This window comes from Hydrogenophaga crassostreae (assembly GCF_001761385.1).
GTDB lineage: Bacteria > Pseudomonadota > Gammaproteobacteria > Burkholderiales > Burkholderiaceae_C > Hydrogenophaga > Hydrogenophaga crassostreae.
In genome coordinates, this window is sequence record NZ_CP017476.1 from 830,198 (window position 1) to 850,870 (window position 20,673).

Genomic DNA, 20,673 nt, shown 5'->3' on the forward strand with positions numbered 1-20,673 from the left:
CAAAAGCTCACTCTTCGCTCATGGATGACTTGATGTGGTCGCGCAGCGGCCGCATCAGGTAGTTCATCAGGCTGCGCTCGCCCGTTTTCACAAACAGCTCCACGGGCATGCCCGCGCGCACGTTGAGCTTGGCCATGGCCTGGCGGCCTTCAGGCGTTATTTCCGCACGCATGCGGTAGTAGGGCATTTTTGAACCCTCGTCGATCAGGCGGTCGGGAGACACCTGGGTCACGGTGGCCGGTATGCGCGGCGTGGTGTTCTGATTGAAGGCAGAGAAGATCAGGTCGACCGGCAAATCCGGGTGAACCGAATCCACCAGGTGGATGGGGATCTGGCCTTCGACGATCAAGGGCTCATCGATCGGCACGATGTCCATCATGCGAAAGCCGGGGCTGACCACACCACCATCGGTGAACACGGCCACGTCGGCGACCATGCCATCGACCGGGGCCCTGACCAGGTTGTTGGTGACTTCGTGGTCCAGGCCTTCCAGCCGGCTGCGCAAGGCTTCGGTTTCGTTTTGTACTTCGGCCAGCTGGGTGCGCACGTCTTTCTGAAAATCCTGCTGTCTTTGAACGCGGCGCAACTTGAGCTCGCTGATCTGGCGTTGACCGTGCCTGAGGTTGCCCGTGTCTTCGAGCACGGCCGCTTCCAGCTGCGCCAGGGTGCGCTCAAGTTCCAGCAGGCGGTTGCGCGGCGCGTAGCCGTCTTTGGCGAGGTTGCGCATGTTGCGCACTTGTTCGTTGAGCAGCGTGAGCTGGTGCGTCTTGCCATCGCGCGCCGATTCGAGGCCCGAATTCTGGGCTTGCAGGCCGGCCATGTTTTCGTCGATGGCGGCCAGTTCGCTGCGCAAGGCGCCTAGCCGGGCGTTGAATAGTTGGCGTTGAACCTCGGTGGTGCTTGCAATGCGGGGATCGGCCTGGGCGCCCAGCGTTTCGGGAGGGAAGCGGATGTCGCTCAGGCCGTCGCGTTCGGCGATCAGGCGCGCTTCGGCGCTGCGAGCGGTGAAATACTGGATGCGGGTGGTTTCGGCGTTGGAGCGGCTTTGTGTGCCGTCGATTTCCACCAGGGTCTGCCCGGCTTTGACCAGGTCGCCTTCTTTGACCAGGATCTTTTTGATCGTACCGCCGCTCTGGTGCTGCACCGCCTTTTTGTTGCCGGCCACGGTCACCGTGCCTGCCATGGGAACACCCTGATCCAGCGGTGCGAAAAATCCCCAGAAGAGAAAGGCCCCAAGTCCAATCAGCACGATCCACCAGCCCAGGCGCACGGGTGCAAGGGCGTCGGTTTTGACGAGATCATCGGTGCTGATGGTTCGTGGTGCGAGCGTGGTCGCGCCTTGGAGGTTGGGCATCATTTCGGGGTGATTCGCGGTGCGTGAAAGGAGCGGACGGGCTCAGGCCGGCGCCTTCGCTGGTGAAGTTGGCCCATGGGGCGAGTTCGCGGCGACCAGGCCCGGCGCCACCGCAAGGGCTTGGACCGAGGGTCTCGCCGCAGGCCCTTTGGGTTTCTGGGCTTTGGTCAGTTCGGCCAGCACCTGGTCGGTGGGTCCAAACAGCTGAGGGATGCCGTCTTTGAGCAGCAACAGCTTTTGTGTGATGCCGATGATGTTGGGGCGGTGGGTGATCAGCACCAGGGTCTTGCCACGCTGTTTCAGATCGGTGATGGCGCTCACCAGGGCCTGTTCGCCAGCCTCGTCCAGGTTTGAGTTCGGCTCATCGAGCACCACGAATGAGGGGTCACCGTAGAGCGCCCGGGCCAGGCCGATGCGCTGTTTTTGGCCCCCGGAGAGACCCGCTCCGCCGTCGCCCAGCGGTGTGTCATAGCCTTGCGAAAGGTGCTGAATCATGTCGTGCACGCCAGCGCGCTGTGCGGCCTGAATGACCTGTTCGGCATTCACTTCGCCGAACCGCGCAATGTTCTCACTGATGGATCCGCTGAACAGCTCCACGTCTTGCGGCAGATAGCCTACATGGGGGCCCAGTTGCGCCTTGTCCCATTGATAAACATCGGAGCCATCCAGGCGCATGGTGCCCGCAGCTGCAGGCCATACGCCGACCAGCACCCGCGCCAGCGTTGACTTGCCCGAGCCGCTGGGGCCGATCACGGCCATGGCTTCACCTGCTGGAAGCGCAAAGCTGAGGTTGCGCAGGGCCGGCACAGTGGCGCCCGGGGGCACCACGGTGACCGCTTCGGCCGCCACCCGTCCTTCGGGCCTGGGCAATGCCATGCGGTCGGGTCGCTGGGGGTTGTTGGCCAACAACTCGCTCAACCGGCGGTATGCGCTGCGGGTATTCGACCAGCCTTTCCACATGCCAATCAGCTGGTCCACCGGGGCCATGGCACGGCCCATAAGAATCGAGCCCACGATCATCATGCCGGGCGTGATGTGGTTCTCCAGCACCAGCAAGGCACCCATGCCCAGAATCAACGACTGCAGGGACACGCGGACGAACTTGCTGCTGGCTGTGACCAACCCGGCCTTTTCGCTGGCCTCTGCCTGCAACTGCAGAAATTTGCTGTGCAGCTTGAACCAGCGCCCCATCAGGTGGGGCAGCATGCCCATGGCTTCAATGACTTCGGCATTGCGCAGGTTGTTGGTGGCCAGATTGCCCGCCACGATGGCCATGCTGTTGGCTTCGGTCAAGGGTTTGCGCGAAACCACCTCATTGACCCAGGCGAGGATGACCAATACAGCCGTGCCGGCGAGTGCAAAGACGCCCAAAGTCCAGTCAAACATGAAGATGACCAGCAGGTACACCGGAAACCACGGTGCATCAAAAAAAGCGAACAGCGAGTTGCCGGTGAGGAACTGGCGGATGGTGGTCAGGTCAGCCAGTGACTGACCTGCGTTGCCACCGGTGCGTTTCAGGTTTTGTTCGAACGCGGCCGCGTAGACCCGTTTGTTCAGCTTCATGTCGAGCTTGGCACCGACCCGGATCAACACATAGCTGCGCACCAGTTCCAGCGCGTTCATGAAGAGATAGGCGCCCAGCACCATCAGCGTCAGCATGAGCAGCGTGGTTTCGTTGCGACTGGAAAGCACCCGGTCGTACACCTGCAGCATGTACAGCGAAGGCACGATCATCAGCAAATTGATGATGGCGCTGAACACGCCGACGCTGCGAAACGCGCTGCGGAATTCCGACAGCGCTCGACCAATTTCGTTGTCAGGCAGTTTCAGGCTGGAGAACATGGGGCTTGGAGGTGTTTCTGGGGGGGCGGTTTGCACGCTTGCCAAAGATGGCGGCAGCCTTGGGGCGGGACAGTCCGTGGGCAGGGCGTTGTGGAACTTGGTGACAAGTCTGCCGGATGCTGGAAGGTTCGAAGGCTGGAGTTGGGGCCCAATCCGCCCGCACTTTGTGTCATCGCATGCAAGGAGCCTTCGCGAAGACGGGGCACGGACTGGGTCGGCCATCGTGCTTTTGGTGGGTGCGCGTGCGACAGCGGTTTTCGCTTCTTCTCTCACCCTTTTCCCGGTTGCAGGCCATCGCCTTCAAGGGTCATTGCCCGGTTGTAAAATGGGGTGTTCAGAGCGAGCCGGTGCTTCCCCGGCTCGCTTTTTTGTTCAATCCGGAAGCCATGTAGAGGAACACCATGTACAAAAACCTCGTGGCCAGGCGCGTTTGCGCCGTTTTGGCTGCCTGCTTTTTTCTCCCTTTTTTATCGTCAGCCCACGCCGAGGGGAGCGCCAAGCCCCCGTTAAAGGCCGCATTCGTGTACGTGGCACCCTTGGCCGGGCCTGGCTGGGTGGCGCAACACGAACAGGGGCGTCAGGCGGTTCAGGCGGCGCTGGGTGACCAGGTCAAGACGTCGTTCGTTGACAACGTGGCCGAAGGGGCCGATGCCGAGCGCGTGATCCGGGATCTGGCGCGGCAAGGCAATCGCATCATTTTTACGCCCAGTTTTGGCTACATGGAGCCCACCCTCAAGGTGGCGCGCGAGTTTCCTGATGTGAAGTTCGAGTCCGTCACCGGGTACAAGACAGCCGCCAACGTGGCGGTGGCCAACGCCCGGTACTACGAAGGCCGTTACCTGGCCGGCATCGTGGCCGGCCGGATGGCGACCCGGGCGGGTTACGTGGCGGGCTTTCCGATTCCCGAGGTGATCCAGGGCATCAACGCCTTCACCTTGGGCATGCGGTCGGTCAACCCCAAGGCCACGGTGCGGGTGGTGTTTCTGGGCGAGTGGTTCAACCCGCCCCGCGAGCGAGATGCAGCGATGAGCCTGATGAACCAGGGTGCGGAAGTCCTGGCCTCTCACACCGGATCCACCGCGGTCATGATCGCGGCGCAGGAACGCGGCAAGCTGGCCGTGGCCTATCACTCGGATATGCGCCAGGTCGCTCCCGACGCGCAAATTGCTGCGGTCACCCACCATTGGGGGGACTACTACACCCAGCGCACCCGTGCCGTGCTCGATGGCACCTGGAAAACCGGCTCGGTATGGGGCGGCGTGAAGGCGGGCATGGTTCGACTGGAGGGTTTCGGCCCGAAGGTACCCGCCGCGGTGCGCACAGAAGCCTTGGCGCGTCAGGCGCAGTTGGCCACCGGCAAATTGGAGGTGTTTGCGGCTTTGCATGACCTGCACGACAACGAAGGGCGCATTGTTGTCCCTGCTGGGCGCAACTTGAGCGATGGCGATATTCGAACCATGAACTGGCTGACAGAGGGCGTGATCGGCCGGATCGAGAAATAGTTCACGGGCGCGCATAGGGACCATGCTGTAGCCGGTATGTGCCGGATGCTGTACTTGGTTACAGTGGCAAGGTGAACCACAGTTACCGCGCCGCCATTCTTCGTTTTGATGCAGATCGCCAGCCTGTCTATGAAGCAGATGGGTTGCTGGTGATCGGTCCCGACGCGAACGGCCGCCAAGTGGTGCAGGCCGTGGGAGACCACGCTGGCGTGGCCAGGCGATTCCCTGATGTTCCGGTCGAAGACTGGCGCGGCAAGCTGATTGCGCCCGGGTTTGTGGATATGCATGTGCATTACCCGCAGACCGACGTGATCGGTGCCCCGGCCGACGGGCTGTTGCCCTGGCTCGAGAACTACACCTTCCCGCACGAAACACGCTTCCATGATGCTGCGTACGCACGCAGCGTTGCCGATTTTTTCTTTGACGAACTGCAGCGCAACGGGGTTACAACGGCCTTGACCTTTGCCACGTCCCACCCGGCATCGGTGAACGCAGCGTTTGAAGCCGCACAGGCGCGGGGCCTGCGGTTCATGACCGGCAAAGTGCTGCAAGACCGCAACAGCCCGGACGGCGTGCGCGATGAGACCGAACAAAGCCTGATCGACACAGAAACACTGATCCAGCGCTGGCACGGCGTGGACCGCCTCGGTTACGCGATCACCCCGCGCTTTGCGCCCACCAGCTCGCCCGAGCAGTTGCGCGGAGCGGGCGCCTTGGCGGCCAAGTACGGCGATGTGTGGATTCAATCGCATGTGGCGGAGAACCACGACGAGGTGCGTTGGGTGGGTGAGCTGTTTCCCGATGCCTCCAGCTACCTTGGCGTTTACGGCGACGCCGGTTTGTTGCGTCGGCGAGCGGTCTATGCGCACTGCATCCACCTCGATTCGGGGGACCGGGCCCTGATGCGCGAATCAGGCGCCGCCGCAGCGGTGTGCCCAACCAGCAACCTGTTTCTGGGCAGCGGCTTCTTCGATTTCGCGGCAGCGGACGCCGCAGGTATGCGCTATGGCCTGGCCAGTGATGTGGGTGGCGGCACCAGTTTTTCCCCTTTCAAAACCATGCTCGCGGCCTACTACGTGGGGCGCGAGGGCCAAACCAAACCTGGGCTGAGCCTGACGCCTTCACAGCTCTGGTGGCAACACACAGCAGGCGCCGCCGATGGCCTGGGACTGGGCGGCCTGGTGGGCAATTTGTTGCCAGGATACGAGGCCGATTTTGTGGTGCTGAATCCGCAAGCCACACCGTTGCTGGCGCGCAAGACCCAGCAAACCAACAGCCTGGAAGAACTGCTTTTTGCTTTGATCGTGTTGGGTGATGAACGCGTGATCGAGCGCGTGCACACCGCCTGAACTGCTCAGCCGCGAAACGTTGGCGCCGGCGACCGCGCAGCGGCTGAGCGTGGGGGCGTTCAACGACCGCAGCGAAGGGCCGCCCCAAGCAAGGGCAGCCCCCTCGGGGGGCAGCGACCCGCAAAGCGGCGGAGCGTGGGGGCGTTCAACGACCGCAGCGAAGGGCCGCCCCAAGCAAGGGCAGCCCCCTCGGGGGGCAGCGACCCGCAAAGCGGCGGAGCGTGGGGGCGTTCAACGACCGCAGCGAAGGGCCGCCCCAAGCAAGGGCAGCCCCCTCGGGGGGCAGCGACCCGCAAAGCGGCGGAGCGTGGGGGCGTTCAACGACCGCAGCGAAGGGCCGCCCCGAGCAAGACCAGCCCCCTCAGGGGGCAGCGACCCGCAAAGCGGCGGAGCGTGGGGGCCACATTCCACCTCTTTACAATCTCCGCCAACCCCGGAGCAAACACATGAGCATCAAAAGCGACAAATGGATCCGCCGCATGGCCGAGCAGCACGGCATGATCGAGCCCTTCGAACCTGGCCAGGTTCGGCAAAACGCCTCTGGCGAGCGCATCGTCAGCTACGGGACGAGCAGCTACGGCTACGACATCCGTTGCGCGCCTGAGTTTAAGGTCTTCACCAACATCCACAGCACGGTGGTGGACCCGAAGAACTTCGACGAAAACAGCTTTGTGGACATCAACAAAGACGTTTGCGTGATCCCGCCCAACAGTTTCGCGCTCGCCCGCACCCTGGAATACTTCCGCATCCCGCGCAATGTACTCACGATTTGCCTGGGCAAGAGCACCTACGCCCGTTGCGGCATCATCGTCAACGTGACCCCGTTCGAGCCTGAATGGGAAGGCTACGTGACGCTGGAGTTCAGCAACACCACGCCGCTGCCGGCCAAGATATACGCGGGCGAAGGCTGCGCGCAGGTCTTGTTCTTCGAGAGCGACAAAGACGACGTCTGCGAGACCAGCTACAAAGACCGGGGTGGCAAATACCAGAATCAGGTGGGCGTCACGCTGCCCAAGACCTGAGTCCGGTAGGCTGCATGCACCCCATGCCCATGCCCATGACCGTCGCGTGAGCGCACGGGTTCGCGACTTTTCGCAAGCCTGTGCCCGCAAGGGTCCCCACAATTGGTCTTTTTGACCGCTGTGTTTGCATAATGCAACAGCCGCAGCGCGCACGCGCTCGTTCGGCCCAATGACACGAACGCCCGAGGAGCCCGAATATGAAGTGGGAAAACAACCGCCAGTCCGACAACATTGAAGACCGTCGCAACCAGCCCGGTGGCGGCGGTGGCATGTTTGGCGGCGGCGGGCGCCGGCGCGGCGGCAAGGGCATCGGCCTGGGCACCATTGCTGTTGCTTTTATCGCGGCCTGGATTTTTGGCATCAACCCCATGACCATTCTGGGGTTCCTGGGTGGCGCGGGCGATCTGATGCCCAGCCAGACCCAGAGTGCGCCAGCCAATTCCACCACGGCAAGCAGCAAACCCACCGATGAAATGGGCCAGTTCGTGGCCGCTGTGCTGGGCGGAACCGAAGATGCGTGGAGCGCTGTGTTCAAGCAAGGTGGCGCGCAATATCAGGCCCCTAAGCTGGTGATGTTTCGGGGCTCCACCCAGACAGCCTGTGGTCAAGGTCAGGCCGCTATGGGCCCGTTTTACTGCCCTGCAGACCGCAAGGTCTACATCGACCTGGGCTTCTATGAAACGATGAAACGCCAATTGGGCGCGCCGGGCGACTTTGCACAAGCCTATGTGGTGGCCCATGAAGTCGGGCACCACGTGCAAAACCTGATGGGTTTGACCGGCAAGGTGGATGGCATGCGTGGTCGTATCAGTGAGCGGGAGCAAAACGCATTGTCGGTTCGGTTGGAGTTGCAGGCCGATTGTTTTGCCGGCATCTGGGCCCACCACAACCACAAAAGCAAATCGATTCTTGAATCGGGCGATGTTGAAGAGGCCATGAACGCCGCCGCCGCCATTGGTGATGACGCTTTGCAACGCAAGAGCCAAGGCGTGGTGGTGCCCGACAGTTTCACCCACGGCACCAGCGCGCAACGCCAGCGCTGGTTCTCCAAAGGCCTGGAAACCGGCAGTGTTCAGGCCTGCGATACCTTTAACGCGCAACAAATCTAACGCAGATCGGCGCCTGGGCTTTCGAGGCGAAGCGTGATCGCCTCCAGTGTCTGGCACATGACATGTTGTGGGCCCTGTCGAGCCTTCAATTAGAACCCTGAGACAATCCGAAAAAATCCTCAGGGGGAGCGCTATTGATGACACACCGTTTTTGGGCCCAGTGTGTGGGTCGCATGTTGGTATCCACTCTGCTGGCCATCGGTCTTGCGGCTTGCGCCACTGGCCCGCGCCTGGTGTCGCACTCCTTCAGTTTCAATGGCCTGAAGGATCACTGGGCTGACAGTGTTGATTTGCTTGCGTATGCCTATGGCGATGGCTACCACATGGTTCGCGAGGATCTGAGCAATCCAAGCAGTTCCGCTCTCGCGAACAAGCCGGGGTTGCCCACAGGGCGGTCCATTAACGGACCCATGCCGGTTGGCGAGTTCTTGTTCGTCAAATGGCGGGTCAAGGCGACGGGTGAGGTGCTGGAGCAGCGGGTGGATTTACGGGGCCGTTTGCCCAAAAACATGACCAACCGAGAGGTGACGTTTGTGATGGAAGGTCCCCAGTTGTATGTGTTTGTGGTGACCCGTGATGCGCCAATGGTTAAGGGTGTGCTGCTCAAGACATGGCTTTCCAGGTACAACCACGCCTACGAAATCTATCCCACCAAATAAGCTAAAAGTCAGGAGCTAGGCGATGGGAAAATCTGTTCGGCGCGCGATGACCGACGCAGAAGTCGTCCTCATGCCAGAGGCGCGGCAAGCCATGGCCGAAGTGGGCAAGGCCGGAGCCTCAACTGGCTTCAACTACTTTGCAGCCTTTGACGGCACCAACAACGACAAAGACAACCTCAAACTCTCTGGCGACCCATTTCAAACCAATGTCGCGAATCTGTTCGATCGAGCAGGACAAAGCGATAGATTTGAATCGGGCTACTACAAAGGCGTCGGAACCGGCGGAGATCAAGGCAATATCGTCAATGCGGCTGCAAACCCAACCCCTGCGATCGATGCGGCAGCTGAAAGTGCCTACAGCGATTTCTCCAGGGCCTCGGCAGACTAGTTGCGAGTCCACCCCGATGCCACTCCCGCTGACTTGAGCGCATCGGTGGGGGGCTTCAGTCGGGGTTGCCCATCGGGGGTGCGGTTTGCGCAGCTGGTGAACGAGCGTGGCTTGGTGACGGCCGATGGCACAGTCGTCGCGCCACCCGGCAGCGTTGCCGTCACCGGCATGGCGCTGATCGATCCGGTGGCAACCGGTGTCCAGGGCGAGATGGGCATTCCGAGCAACGTCAAAGGGCCGGTGCTGGTGGTCGAGGGCAACGATGAAAACCGCAGCCATTTTCGCCCGCTGTATTACGGCGATGATCCGCGTGTCACCACCGTGCAGCACCCAGGCAACCATGTCGGTGTGGGCGGCGGTTACGACCGCAACGGCACGGCAGCCAACGTGCTGGAAGGTGTCACCGGGTATTTGCAGAATCGGGGCGTGCCCCTGACCGATGTACCGCAAGCGCTGCGGTTTGACCCAAGCAAGCGGCCGCAAATCTATACCGAGGGTTATGCCACTGCACGCAATGGCGAGGTCTTGCCCAACCCAGACGGTACGCCAAAGTCGGTTTGGCCTCTGGACGAGGCGAAGTTGGGCCGCATTGCGGTGAGGCCTCACATGTCCGAAACCCACAAGGCCTGGCTGGAAAAAGCCTTTCAAGATCTCTCCCCCGAACTCAAGGCGCGTGGCTTGTCTGACGGTCAATGCGCCCAAGCCAGTCTGGCCTGTGTGAGCGCTGCGGCAGAAAACGCCCAATGGGGTGCTCCTGAGCGCTTTGTGGTGAGCAAAGACGGTGCCAGCATGGCCGCCGTGCAACAAGACGGACGGTTCACTGAAGTTGGGGTGGGCAAGGCTTTGCAAACGAGCAGCAGTGAATACCTGGAGCGATTGAACCCGCCGGAACAAGATGTTCAACAAGGACGGGCACTGACCGCCGAAATGCGCCATATCCCGGTGCCACAACTGGCTCGCTGAGCAGCTTCGCTCCGCCGCCTGGGCGGTGCATCTTTCGGCAAAAGGGGTCCCGATTGGGCGAAAACCGCCCAAAGTGAGAGAATGCAGGGTTAATGCCCTATACCCTGCGCGCATTTTTTAGGCAGCGCGCCCTGCAATGACCCAATCTTTTTCCCAACTCTCCCTCTCTCCATCGATCGCCCAAGCTGTGGCCGAGATGGGCTACGAGACCATGACGCCGATCCAGGCGCAGGCCATTCCCGTTGTTCTGGAAGGCCGTGACGTGATGGGTGCTGCCCAGACCGGCACCGGTAAAACCGCCGCCTTCTCGCTGCCTCTTTTGCAGCGCATGCTCAAACACGAGAACAGCTCAACCTCGCCTGCGCGCCACCCTGTTCGCGCTCTGGTGCTGCTGCCCACCCGTGAGCTGGCCGACCAGGTGGCCGAACAAGTCAAGCTGTATGCGAAACACACCAAGCTGCGCAGCATGGTGGTGTTTGGCGGTATGGACATGAAGCCACAAACCGCTGAGCTGAAAAAAGGTGTCGAAGTGCTGGTGGCCACGCCTGGCCGCTTGCTCGATCACATTGAAGCCAAAAACTGTGTGTTGAACCAGGTGGAATATGTGGTGCTCGATGAAGCCGACCGCATGCTCGACATTGGTTTCCTGCCCGATTTGCAGCGCATCCTGAGCTACCTGCCCAAGACCCGCACCACGCTGCTGTTCTCGGCCACGTTCTCTCCCGAGATCAAGCGTCTGGCGAGCAGCTACCTGCAAGACCCGGTAACGATCGAGGTGGCGCGCTCCAACGCGACAGCCTCCACCGTGGACCAGCACTTCTACCGTGTGGACGACGACGACAAGCGCGCCACACTCAAGAAAATTCTGCTCGATCGCGGTGTGACCCAGGCCTTTGTTTTTGTGAACAGCAAACTCGGTTGCGCGCGACTGGCGCGCTCTCTGGAGCGCGAAGGTCTGAAAACAACAGCCCTGCACGGCGACAAAAGCCAGGATGAACGCCTGAAGGCCCTTGAGGCTTTCAAGAGCGGGGCGGTCGATTTGCTGATCTGTACCGATGTGGCCGCCCGCGGCCTCGACATCAAAGATGTGCCCGCCGTCTTTAACTTTGATATCCCGTTCAACGCCGAAGACTATGTGCACCGCATTGGCCGTACTGGCCGTGCGGGTGCGTCTGGCCTGGCGGTTTCGTTCGTCAGTGCCCGCGATACCCGGCTGATTGGCGACCTGGAAAAGTTGCTGGGGAAAAAGATCGAGCTTGAAGCGCTCGAGCTTCAGACCGATCGCCAGCCCGCAGGCCACTTCAACGATGGCCAACGCGCCTGGCGCAACGAAGAGGGTGGCGAGCGCCGTGAACGCCGCGAGCCCCGCGGGGAAGGCCGCAGTGCGGCTTCCCGGCCCCCGCGCCCGCCGCGTGCCCCTGCCGATCCGTTGTTCGACAAACCTTATGAGCCCAGCGTGGCCAGTGATACCCCGCCCTCTTGGGAGGCTTCGCAGCGCTCCTCTCCTGGCCGCTCGTTGTCACCCAATATCAAGACCCGCAAGAAAGTGCCGGCGCTCTTCAAGGCCATGCCTGTTGAAAGCGAGCTGGCGGTGGTCGTTGATGAGCAACCAGAGGCAACCGAAGGCACCTCGACAGCGACTTCCTAAAGTTTTTTCTTGCCAGGCTTTTGGCTTTGCGGGCACTGCACCTGTATGAGTTCCGCTTCGCCGCGCGGGCCAAGGCGTGCAGCCGTCAGGCAACCCCCCCACACGCAGCCTGTATCGAGTGGCAAAACACCCTGCCGCTCTGCCGAACCTTTGAGCGTTGACCAGTGGCCAAAGGCAATCGGCGTGCCCAGGGTTTGCCGCCCCGGCACTTTGAACCACGGCATGAAGCCTTCAGGTGCGGCAGCGGCACTGTCTTTGGTCTCGAACTCCATCACCCCATCGGCTGAGCAAAATCGCAGGCGCGTGAGCGCGTTGACGATCACCCGCAAACGATCGGCACCAGTCAGGTCCGCGCTCCAGGCGGCGGGTTGGTTGCCATACAGCTGGTGCATGAACTCACCCCAGTCGGCATCGCGCAAAGTGATCTCGACTTCGTCTGCCAGCGCCAGGGTTTGCGCGACATCCCATTGGGGCAGCACGCCCGCGTGCACCATCAGCCACCCCTGCATGTGCAAGGCCAGTGGGCGTGCGCGCAACCAGTCGAGCAAAACGGAGCGATCGGAGGCATGCAAAATACCGTCAAGCGTGTCGCTGCGATGCGGCTTGCGCACGCCGTGAGCCACCGCCAGCAAATGCAGGTCGTGGTTGCCGAGCAGGCAATGAGCCGAGCCTTGCATTGCAATCATGCGGCGCAGCACGGCCAGCGAGTCGGGCCCCCGGTTGACCAGGTCGCCAAGCAGCACCAGCGTGTCGCGGCTGGCAGAAAAATCGATTTTTTTCAACAAACGCCCCAAGGCTTCATCGCAGCCTTGCAAGTCGCCAATCAGGTAAAGTGCCATTGGGGCTTTTTGCGCGGAAATACCGCGCTTTTTTGATAGGGAAAACAGTCCCTCATTATGGATATATTGATCATCGCCTTTCTCACCCTGCTCAACGGGGCGTTCGCCATGTCGGAGCTGGCATTGGCATCCAGCCGCAAGGCGCGGCTCATGGCCATGGCCGAGGCGGGCGACAAGGGCTCGGTCACGGCGCTCAAGCTGCTCGAAGACCCCACGCAGTTTCTTTCATCGGTGCAGGTGGGCATCACCTCCATCGGCATGCTCAACGGCATCGTCGGCGAAGCCGCGTTCAGCGGTGGTCTGGCGCAGCGCCTGCAGGCATGGGGCGTGGCCGAGGCCACCGCCAGCGTCGCCGGAACGGCCATCGTGGTGGTCGTGATTACCTTCATCACCATCGTGTTTGGCGAGTTGGTGCCCAAACGCATCGGGCAGCTGTACCCCGAAGCGGTGTCGCGCTGGGTGTCGCGGCCCATGGCTTTTGTGGCCAAAGCGGCGCGGCCCTTTGTCTGGCTGCTCTCTCACACCACCCATGGTGTCTTGAAGCTGCTGCGCGTGGATGCCAATGCGGTGCAGCATGTGACCGAAGAAGAGATCAACGCCAGCCTGGAAGAGGGCGTGGATGCCGGTTTGATCGAGGAACATGAACACCAGATGGTGCGCAATGTGTTTCTGCTCGATGACCGCCAGCTCACCTCCATCATGGTGCCCCACTCCGATATTGAGTGGCTCGACGCGCAGGAAACGGTTGATTCGGCGGTGCAAAAAGCCTGGGCCAAAGGGCATTCCTGGTACCCGGTTTGCCGCGATGGACTGGACGATGTGGTCGGCGTTATCCATCTGCCGTTCTTGCTGTCGCTGCAATCACAGGGTCTGCACACCGATGAAATCCGGCAGCACGCCTTGCCTGCGGTGTTCGTGCCCGAGACCCTTACCGGCATGGAGTTGCTGGAGCAGTTCCGCATTCGTTCGACCCGCATTGTGTTCGTCGTCGATGAATATGGCGTGGTGCAGGGCGTGGTCACGCCGCTCGATATGTTGCAGGCCATCACCGGCGAACTGTCGCCGGAGCAACCGGTTGACGCCTGGGCCATTCCAAAGGAAAACGGTTCCTGGCTGGTTGATGGCGGCATGCCGGTCACCGAGCTCAAGGCGCGCTTTGATATCGATGAACTGCCCGACGAAGACAAGGGCCGCTACAACACGGTCGCGGGGCTGATGCAGGCGGTGGCGGGCGAGTTGCTGGGCTTGCAGCAATCGGTGGATTGCGTGGGCTGGCGGTTTGAGGTGTTGGCCCTGGAAGGGCGGCGCATTGACCAGGTGTTGATCACGCCTTTGCCTCCTGAATCAACCGAGGAATGAACGCTGACCGGTTCGTCTGAGCGCTGCGCAAGGCGGGCCGTCTGGATGCCGCTGGCGCCCGGGCAGCATTGTTGGTGGCAGCGCACTCAGGGCCTTCAAAGAAGCCCCTCTTTTTGGCCTGCAGGTGTTGATGCAGAAAAAATGTGGGCAGGCTCGACTGCGCTGCCGGTCAAGGCCATGGCCATGGCCTTGAACCCTGCCTGCCTTTTCGGGTAAAACAGATTCCATCTTTTCAGGTGCTCACCCCGCCTCTTTCGTTTCTTCGTTACCTCACATCAGTGCCCTTGACAAAAATATGGCTGTTACCCCGACCCCGACCCCGACCCCCCGCACTGCAGACAGCTTTCAGCGTTTTTCCCAGATTCTGAACGCGTCTGGCGCGCGTGATGCATTGGCCTATTTGTTGAGTCTCTCGGACTACCGTTTCATTGGAATCTTCCGGTTTCAGGATGGCAAGGCCAACGCAGCAATCCATTACGACCGGGAGAGTCCTGAAGTCTTGTCCGCTACCGAGGTCCCCGACACGGCGACCTATTGCTGCTATGTGCGAGACAGCAATGGGGTGTTCACCACCGCCAACGCGCTGGAAGACCGGCGTTTGGATCAGCATCCTGCCCGCGAAACGGTGCTCGCCTATTGTGGTGTGCCGGTGATGGGTCCAAGTGGCCATCTGCTGGGAACCTTGTGCCACTACGACCTTGTCCCACGAGATCCGGAGCAACTCGACATGGAGCTGCTCCTTCAGGTAGCTGTGGCGCTGGAGCAAGGCGATCATGTGCCGCCTTATCCCGTGGCTTCGGCTTGAGCAAACCGAAGCGCTGACGCGGCTCGGCGCATTGGTGCCTGCGGCCACAAGCACCCGGCCACTCAGAAGCCGCATCAAACCGGCACATCAGGCGCAAGGTCAGCGGGTGGAGCGCCTGGGCGCCAGATGAACGCCTGCCAACATGCAGCGCACAGAACCACCGGCAAGCTCGATGGTGGGCACGTCCAGCGGCAGCAGGCGTGCCGAGTGTTCGATGACGCGGCGTTGCGCGTCCGACAGGCTGGCGGCGGCACGGGTCGATAGCGCGAGCACCCGTCCTTGCGGGCTGGAGAGTTCGATCGCATTGCCCGCAAAGTCGGCCACCTGCTGCTGGGAAATCGGCAACACCTCGCGGCCGGTTTCCTCCAGGCGCTGGCGCACTTCGCCGGCGCGCCCGGGATCAACGATGGCGTCAAGCGCCACCAGTGCAAACTGCGTGGCGATGCACATCAACACATTGGTGTGGTAAATCGCCTTGCCCTGCGCATCGGCCGTGTTGAACACCAAAGGCTCGTAGTTGAAGTGGGTTGCGAAGCGCTCCAGCGCCAGCGGGTCGGCGCGGTTGGAACGGGCCGTGAAGGCCACGCGCGCGAGGTGGTCGAGCACCATGGCGCCCGTGCCTTCGAGGAACAGGCCGTCGTGTTCAAGACCACTGTAGTCGATGATGTCTTGCACCCGGTAGTGCTGCTTCAAAAACTCCAGGATGTCGGTGCGCCGTTCGCGCCGGCGGCTCGGGTTGTACATGGGGTACAGCGCCACGTGACCGCCGGGATGGGTCGAGAACCAGTTGTTGGGGAACACGGCGTCGGGCGTGTTGTGACGCCCGTCGTCGTCGAACAGGTGCACCGTGATGCCTGCCTCCCGCAGGGTCGCTGCCGCGCGGGTCACTTCTTCGTGCGCGCGGGTGGCGGTTTCATCGGCGGAGCGCTCGGAGGGCTTCTGAAAGCTGTTGTCTTCAGCTGTTTCCGGGTTGGGCGTGAAACGGTGTGGGCGCACCATCACCACGGCCGATGGCGCCTGAATCGACATGGGTGTTTCGCTGCGGTGCATGGCTGGCGTTCTCCACCCGCGATCAGGCTGCCGTCGCAACACGGCGTGGGACGGCCACCGGCGTCGGTGTGCTCAACATGCCAAACAGATTCTTGGGGTCGGCCAGTTGGGGAATCAGCGCGGTGTGCTCGCCCAGGCCCAGCGCGTTGGCGGCGGCGAACATGAAGCGCAGTGCAGAAAAATCCTCCAGTGCAAAACCCACCGAGTCGAACACGGTCACCTGAGCGGCGTTGTCTCGGCCAGCCTTTTGGCCCAGCAAAACTTCCCACAGCTCGGTCACCTGGAAGTCCTCGGCCTTGTGCTGGATTTCGCCTTCGACGCGCGACTGGGGTTCGTATTCCACAAACACCTTGGCCGCATCGAGGATGTCACCGTGCAGCTCGGTCTTGCCGGGGCAGTCGCCGCCCACGGCGTTGATGTGCATGCCGGGCTCGATCATCTCGGGCGTGAGGATCAGGGCCATGGTTTTGTCGGCGGTGACCGTGGTCACAATATCGGCGCCGCACACCGCCTCTGCCGTGCTGTTGCACACCGTGATGTTCAAACCGCTGCCTTGAAGGTTGGCCACCAGCTTGGCGGTGGCTTGCGGGTCGATGTCAAACAGGCGCAGGGTGGTGATGCCCACCAGATGCTGAAACGCCAGCGCCTGGAATTCGCTTTGTGCACCGTTGCCGATCAAGGCCATCACCCGGCTCTCGGGGCGGGCCAGCGTTTTCGCGGCGAAGGCCGACATGGCGGCGGTGCGCAGCGCGGTGGTGAGCGTCAACTCGCTGAGGAACAGCGGGGCGCCGGTGTCCACATCGGCCAGCACACCAAACGCCATCACGGTGGACATGCCGATGGCCGTGTTGCTGGGGTGGCCGTTGACGTATTTGAAGCTGTAGCGCTGCGCATCGGCCACCGGCATGAGTTCGATCACGCCATCCTTGGAGTGACTGGCCACGCGGGCGGTTTTGTCGAACTCGGGCCAACGCTTGAAGTCGTCGCGGAGGTTGTCGGCCATGGCGGCGATGCAGTTGGCCAGACCTTTGCGGCGGACCAGCTCAGCGGCGGCGGGGGCGCTCAGGTACAGGGTGCCGTCAGTGCGGAATTGGGTCAGATCGTTGTGTTGCATGGTCATCTCGGGAAACTTTGTGTATCGGGTGAACCCAGTGTCTCGCCTTGTGAAGACAATGAAAAGTGGCAAAAAAGTACCGATACGGTAGAAATATGATCAAAATGTTAGAACAAATTGCCATTTTGTAAAAACCATGGACGAACTCGATCACAAACTCATTGGCCTGTTGCGGCAAAACGCCAGGCTTTCCGTTGCCGACCTGGCCCACAAGCTCAAGGTCTCGCGCGGCACGGTTACCAACCGGTTGCGCAAGCTCGAAGACTCGCAGATGGTCGTGGGCTACACGGTGCGCCTGCGGCCCGAGGCCGAGCCGGAGCGCATCCGTGCCTGGACGTCGATCGAGGTTGAGGGCAACCGCATGCGCGAAGTGATCGCGAACCTGCTCGGCGAGCCGGGTGTCGCTTCATTGCATGACACCAATGGCCGCTGGGACTTGCTGGCCGAGCTGGAGGCCGGTTCCATGGCCGGGTTGTCCAAGGTGCTGGAGCGAGTGCGGCTGATCAACGGGATTCGGGGGACGGAAACGAGCATTCATTTGGCGACTTACCGGTAGTCGATCTTGGTCGGGGTTCCTCTTAGAGGTGCAGTTGATCACCAGCCGGGCAATTCCTATACTGCCAAGATGACACCGTTCCAGTCCCAAGGCGTCGCCGAAAAATTCGCCTCGTATCCGATCGAAGTCAAAAATGCGCTGCTCGCTTTGCGGGAGATCGCTTGGGAGACGGCCCGCTCGCTGCCCGAGGTGGGCGAGATCGAAGAGACGTTGAAGTGGGGTGAGCCTGCGTATGGCACGAAAAGCAAAGCCGGCAGCACCTTCCGCATGGACTGGAAGACCAAGGCGCCAGGCAGCTATGCGCTGTACTTCAACTGCCAGACCGATCTGGTCGATACCTTCAAAACCCTCTTCCCCAACGACTTTGTTTTTGAGGGCAACCGTGCGCTGGTGTTCAGGTTGGGCGAGGCCATTCCTGCGGATTCGGTGGCGTTCTGCATGGCAGCGGCGTTCAGTTACCACTTGAACAAAAAGAAGCAGCAACGGAACAGCATGCCTCTGCGTTGAAGCGGTCCACCCGCGCAGCCGGGTTGAGACAGCCGCTGCGCTCACTTGCGCCTACCCAAACCAGCTTCGCTGCGGATTGACAGCATTTGATATGCCAAGACAGGTGATCGGAGAATTTCAAGTATCTTCACGCTTTGCCTTCTTCGGAGCGTTCATGAAACCAATCCGCGCAGCCACGATCCTCTGTTTTGCCTTCTCATTGCTGGCTTGCGCCGCACACCCTCCATCTTCCGAGTTCGTAGCCTCAACCTCTGCGATGGAGTTGTGGGTGAAAGAGGTATCGGGAGGCCTCCTGCCTTCGGTAAAGGGCTCGGTCGTGGATCCAGACTGTGCCAATCAGGAGGTGGACTACGAGACGCAGCAACTGGCTTTGGATGCCAAAGATCGAACGCCGGCCGTGGTGATCACCAAGAGTGGTTCGACTTGCCTGGGTAGAACAGGGCAAAAGTCCGAGCTGTGGGTCAAATCTGGCGGGCAATGGGTCAGCCAGTTTGTTGTGAGCGAAGGCGAAATTCAGACCCTGCCATCACGAACCCAAGGCTTCGCCGATCTTTCAGTTAGCGGAGGACCCTGCTCGCCGCTGTGGCGCTGGCAGGGCCAGCGGTACGCGGTTGTGAAACGCTGCCCTTGATCTAACTGACGCCATCGAAAGAGGGGCACCATGCCGACCTACAACGAATTTCTGGAAAAAGTTGCAGCCAAAGAATCGGGCGGTCGGTATGACATCGCCAATTCAATTGGTTATCTGGGCAAGTACCAGATGGGCGAGTCGGCGCTGATCGATAGCGGGTACTACCAAAAGGATGGCACCCGAAAAAATGACTGGGCTGGAACCTGGACAGGCAAAGACGGCGTCGAAAGCAAAGATGATTTTTTGAAGTCGCCCAACGCTCAGGAAAATGCAGTCAAAGACTACATGAAGGTTCAGTGGGGCTACATCCGGCACTATGGCCTCGACAAATACGTCGGGCAGACCTTGTCGGACGGCGTGAAGGTGACCGAGAGTGGCCTGTTGGCAGGCGCCCACCTCTTGGGCGTTGGTGGCTTGAAAGCCTATGTCACCTCCGATGGCAAGACCGATGGGAAAGATGGCAATGGAACGCCGATCTCCTCGTATGTGAAGAAATTTGGCGGCTTCGAAACGCCCTTTGAGGCGAGAGTGGCAAAGGCCGAGGATGCCAAGGCTGCTGGCGCCGCTGCTGATCGGCCTTCGCTTCGGGTGACTGAGCAGATTGGCCCCGGCCTCAAAGCTCTCGGATATTCAGATGAGCAAATCAAGACCATCGGCGAGTCCGCGCTGGGTCTCGAGGCGGCCAATGCAAAGCGTGGACCGGGTGAGCGCTATTTATTAAGTAAAGATGGCAAGACCATTGCGCTGAAACACGATGGTGCGATTTCTGAAATAAGGGTATCGGAAGCGCTTTCCGGGAAGCAGGCCCCTGCGCACGATGCGCCTCAGAGCGTAGCTCAACTGACTTCGGAGCGGGTGCCAGAAACACCGGTTTTGACGCGTTAGAACTGAGGCCTCAGGTTTCTTGCTGGTTCCCTCGCTGCGCGAAATGGGCGCAAGCTCGGTGCCTGCGGGTGCGTGGTTGATCTAGGGAATTCGGGGGAGGTATTTATCGCTAGTCGCTTTGGGTTGTCTCTTTGGCTGATGGCGGGTTATTGCGGCGTGCCGGGTCTCGCCCCGGCGGCGACTCACTTTCTTTTGCTTCGCCAAAAGAAAGCAAGCAAAGAAAAGGCGAGCCGAAGTCCGGGCCGCTGCGCGGTGCCTTGCGCTGCTCAGCCCGGCCATACTGCGTATGTCGTTTGGCTGGGTGTTTAAAGCGCTTGGAGAATTGCCGGAAATCGCAAAATAATGCGTACTTGGTGTACCCAAAGGATTTGAAATGAATGAGCAGAATGTGTTCGTCAGTGTTGGCGGAACTGCGACGGGGCAGCAGGAAACATTTGTTCGTGCGGTTGAAGAACGACTTCGAAGTGAAGGGCTTATTCCCCATACCGTCGGGCGCAATACTTTTAGTGCTGATTCCCCCCTCAAGACGGTATCGCAGCTCATAGATAGCTGTTCAGGAACGGTTGTGATAGCTCTAGAGCGAACCCACTTTGCAGTGGGTACAGACAAGCGAGGTGGTCCGAAAGAGTTGCCTCTGTTAGATGTGAAGCTTGCAACGCCTTGGAATCAGATCGAAGCGGCGATGGCTTACAGCCGTGGCCATCCACTGTTGGTGATAGTGGAGCAGGGGGTTAAGGCTGAAGGGTTGCTGGAGCGTGGCTACGACTGGTACGTTCAATACCTGAGCCCGGAGCCTTCTGCGCTGGCGACTACCGAATTCAATGGAGTGCTCTCCAGTTGGAAGCAGAAAGTAGTTCAGTCACCGCATACTAAAAAGAAGGCTTCGATGGATCCGGCTGAGCTTTCAGTTGGAGAACTTCTTGGAAGTATGAAGCCCGCGCAGTTGTGGAGTTTGTTGGGAACTGCCGCCGCGCTGCTGGCCGGGGCATTTGCTCTTGGAGGAAAGCTTTTCGGAGGATGATCTGAGTTCCACCATGTCTCAATCGAGCTTGTGGTGCGTTAGTCGAGTTCACATATGCGAGCTAGTCGCG

20 protein-coding genes are annotated in these 20,673 nt (G+C 60.8%); 15 read left to right on the forward strand and 5 right to left on the reverse strand.

The features are described from left to right. Positions 1–7 precede the first annotated feature (7 nt). A complete protein-coding gene (locus LPB072_RS03990) occupies positions 8–1,357 on the reverse strand; it encodes an HlyD family type I secretion periplasmic adaptor subunit (RefSeq protein WP_231943417.1) in 1,350 nt (449 codons plus the stop codon). Positions 1,358–1,396: 39 nt separating this feature from the next. Next, entirely contained in the window at positions 1,397–3,196 is a 1,800-nt protein-coding gene (locus LPB072_RS03995; protein WP_082876991.1) for a type I secretion system permease/ATPase, read from the reverse strand. Positions 3,197–3,597: 401 nt separating this feature from the next. Here LPB072_RS03995 and LPB072_RS04000 point away from each other — a divergent pair, with 401 nt between their 5' ends. The 8 genes from LPB072_RS04000 to LPB072_RS04035 all read left to right on the forward strand — a co-directional run bounded on the left by LPB072_RS04000 (position 3,598) and on the right by LPB072_RS04035 (position 11,836). After that, a complete protein-coding gene (locus tag LPB072_RS04000) occupies positions 3,598–4,698 on the forward strand; it encodes a BMP family ABC transporter substrate-binding protein (protein ID WP_066091898.1) in 1,101 nt (366 codons plus the stop codon). Positions 4,699–4,769: 71 nt separating this feature from the next. Further along, positions 4,770–6,047, forward strand: a complete 1,278-nt coding sequence (gene guaD / locus LPB072_RS04005; protein WP_066092605.1) for a guanine deaminase — start codon at positions 4,770–4,772, stop codon at positions 6,045–6,047. Between the two features lie 446 nt (positions 6,048–6,493). Beyond that, on the forward strand, positions 6,494–7,069 hold the full coding sequence (gene dcd / locus LPB072_RS04010; RefSeq protein ID WP_066091901.1) for a dCTP deaminase: 576 nt from the start codon (positions 6,494–6,496) through the stop codon (positions 7,067–7,069). A gap of 197 nt (positions 7,070–7,266) precedes the next feature. Next, complete coding sequence (gene ypfJ / locus LPB072_RS04015; protein ID WP_066091904.1) at positions 7,267–8,178, forward strand: KPN_02809 family neutral zinc metallopeptidase; 912 nt, start codon at positions 7,267–7,269, stop codon at positions 8,176–8,178. A gap of 137 nt (positions 8,179–8,315) precedes the next feature. Beyond that, entirely contained in the window at positions 8,316–8,837 is a 522-nt protein-coding gene (locus LPB072_RS04020; protein ID WP_157559227.1) for a hypothetical protein, read from the forward strand. Positions 8,838–8,859: 22 nt separating this feature from the next. After that, positions 8,860–9,225 (forward strand): hypothetical protein, encoded by a 366-nt coding sequence (locus LPB072_RS04025; protein ID WP_157559228.1) that lies wholly within the window; start codon positions 8,860–8,862, stop codon positions 9,223–9,225. A 33-nt stretch (positions 9,226–9,258) separates the two neighbouring features. Continuing rightward, positions 9,259–10,188: a hypothetical protein gene (locus tag LPB072_RS04030; RefSeq protein ID WP_157559229.1), complete on the forward strand. Its 930-nt coding sequence runs from the start codon at positions 9,259–9,261 to the stop codon at positions 10,186–10,188. 136 nt (positions 10,189–10,324) lie between these two features. Further along, positions 10,325–11,836, forward strand: a complete 1,512-nt coding sequence (locus tag LPB072_RS04035; RefSeq protein ID WP_082876992.1) for a DEAD/DEAH box helicase — start codon at positions 10,325–10,327, stop codon at positions 11,834–11,836. Here the strand turns inward: LPB072_RS04035 and LPB072_RS04040 are convergent. Beyond that, positions 11,833–12,675 (reverse strand): symmetrical bis(5'-nucleosyl)-tetraphosphatase, encoded by an 843-nt coding sequence (locus LPB072_RS04040; protein ID WP_066091912.1) that lies wholly within the window; start codon positions 12,673–12,675, stop codon positions 11,833–11,835. The two genes, LPB072_RS04035 and LPB072_RS04040, sit on opposite strands and share 4 nt — an antisense overlap. A 57-nt stretch (positions 12,676–12,732) precedes the next feature. Here LPB072_RS04040 and LPB072_RS04045 point away from each other — a divergent pair, with 57 nt between their 5' ends. Together LPB072_RS04045 and LPB072_RS04050 are read left to right on the forward strand one after the other, a co-directional pair. After that, positions 12,733–14,034: a hemolysin family protein gene (locus LPB072_RS04045; RefSeq protein WP_066091916.1), complete on the forward strand. Its 1,302-nt coding sequence runs from the start codon at positions 12,733–12,735 to the stop codon at positions 14,032–14,034. A 295-nt stretch (positions 14,035–14,329) separates the two neighbouring features. Beyond that, complete coding sequence (locus tag LPB072_RS04050; protein WP_066091920.1) at positions 14,330–14,839, forward strand: GAF domain-containing protein; 510 nt, start codon at positions 14,330–14,332, stop codon at positions 14,837–14,839. A 99-nt stretch (positions 14,840–14,938) separates the two neighbouring features. Here LPB072_RS04050 and ctlX read toward each other — a convergent pair whose 3' ends face one another. After that, complete coding sequence (ctlX, locus tag LPB072_RS04055; protein ID WP_231943418.1) at positions 14,939–15,889, reverse strand: citrulline utilization hydrolase CtlX; 951 nt, start codon at positions 15,887–15,889, stop codon at positions 14,939–14,941. A gap of 22 nt (positions 15,890–15,911) precedes the next feature. Next, positions 15,912–17,003, reverse strand: coding sequence for an ornithine cyclodeaminase (locus LPB072_RS04060; protein ID WP_066092611.1), 1,092 nt, complete (start codon positions 17,001–17,003; stop codon positions 15,912–15,914). A gap of 136 nt (positions 17,004–17,139) precedes the next feature. Between LPB072_RS04060 and LPB072_RS04065 the strand changes: the two genes are divergently transcribed. The 5 genes from LPB072_RS04065 (at position 17,140) to LPB072_RS04085 (ending at position 20,603) form a co-directional block, all read left to right on the forward strand. Next, positions 17,140–17,559 carry an Lrp/AsnC family transcriptional regulator gene (locus LPB072_RS04065; protein WP_066091923.1) on the forward strand — a complete coding sequence of 140 codons (420 nt, stop codon included), beginning with the start codon at positions 17,140–17,142 and terminating at the stop codon, positions 17,557–17,559. Between the two features lie 69 nt (positions 17,560–17,628). Then, a complete protein-coding gene (locus LPB072_RS04070; protein WP_066091927.1) occupies positions 17,629–18,066 on the forward strand; it encodes a DUF1801 domain-containing protein in 438 nt (145 codons plus the stop codon). Positions 18,067–18,220: 154 nt separating this feature from the next. Further along, entirely contained in the window at positions 18,221–18,697 is a 477-nt protein-coding gene (locus tag LPB072_RS04075; protein WP_066091929.1) for a hypothetical protein, read from the forward strand. 30 nt (positions 18,698–18,727) lie between these two features. After that, positions 18,728–19,582 carry a hypothetical protein gene (locus LPB072_RS04080; protein ID WP_066091931.1) on the forward strand — a complete coding sequence of 285 codons (855 nt, stop codon included), beginning with the start codon at positions 18,728–18,730 and terminating at the stop codon, positions 19,580–19,582. Between the two features lie 373 nt (positions 19,583–19,955). Further along, positions 19,956–20,603: a hypothetical protein gene (locus tag LPB072_RS04085; RefSeq protein WP_066091933.1), complete on the forward strand. Its 648-nt coding sequence runs from the start codon at positions 19,956–19,958 to the stop codon at positions 20,601–20,603. Positions 20,604–20,673: the final 70 nt, after the last annotated feature.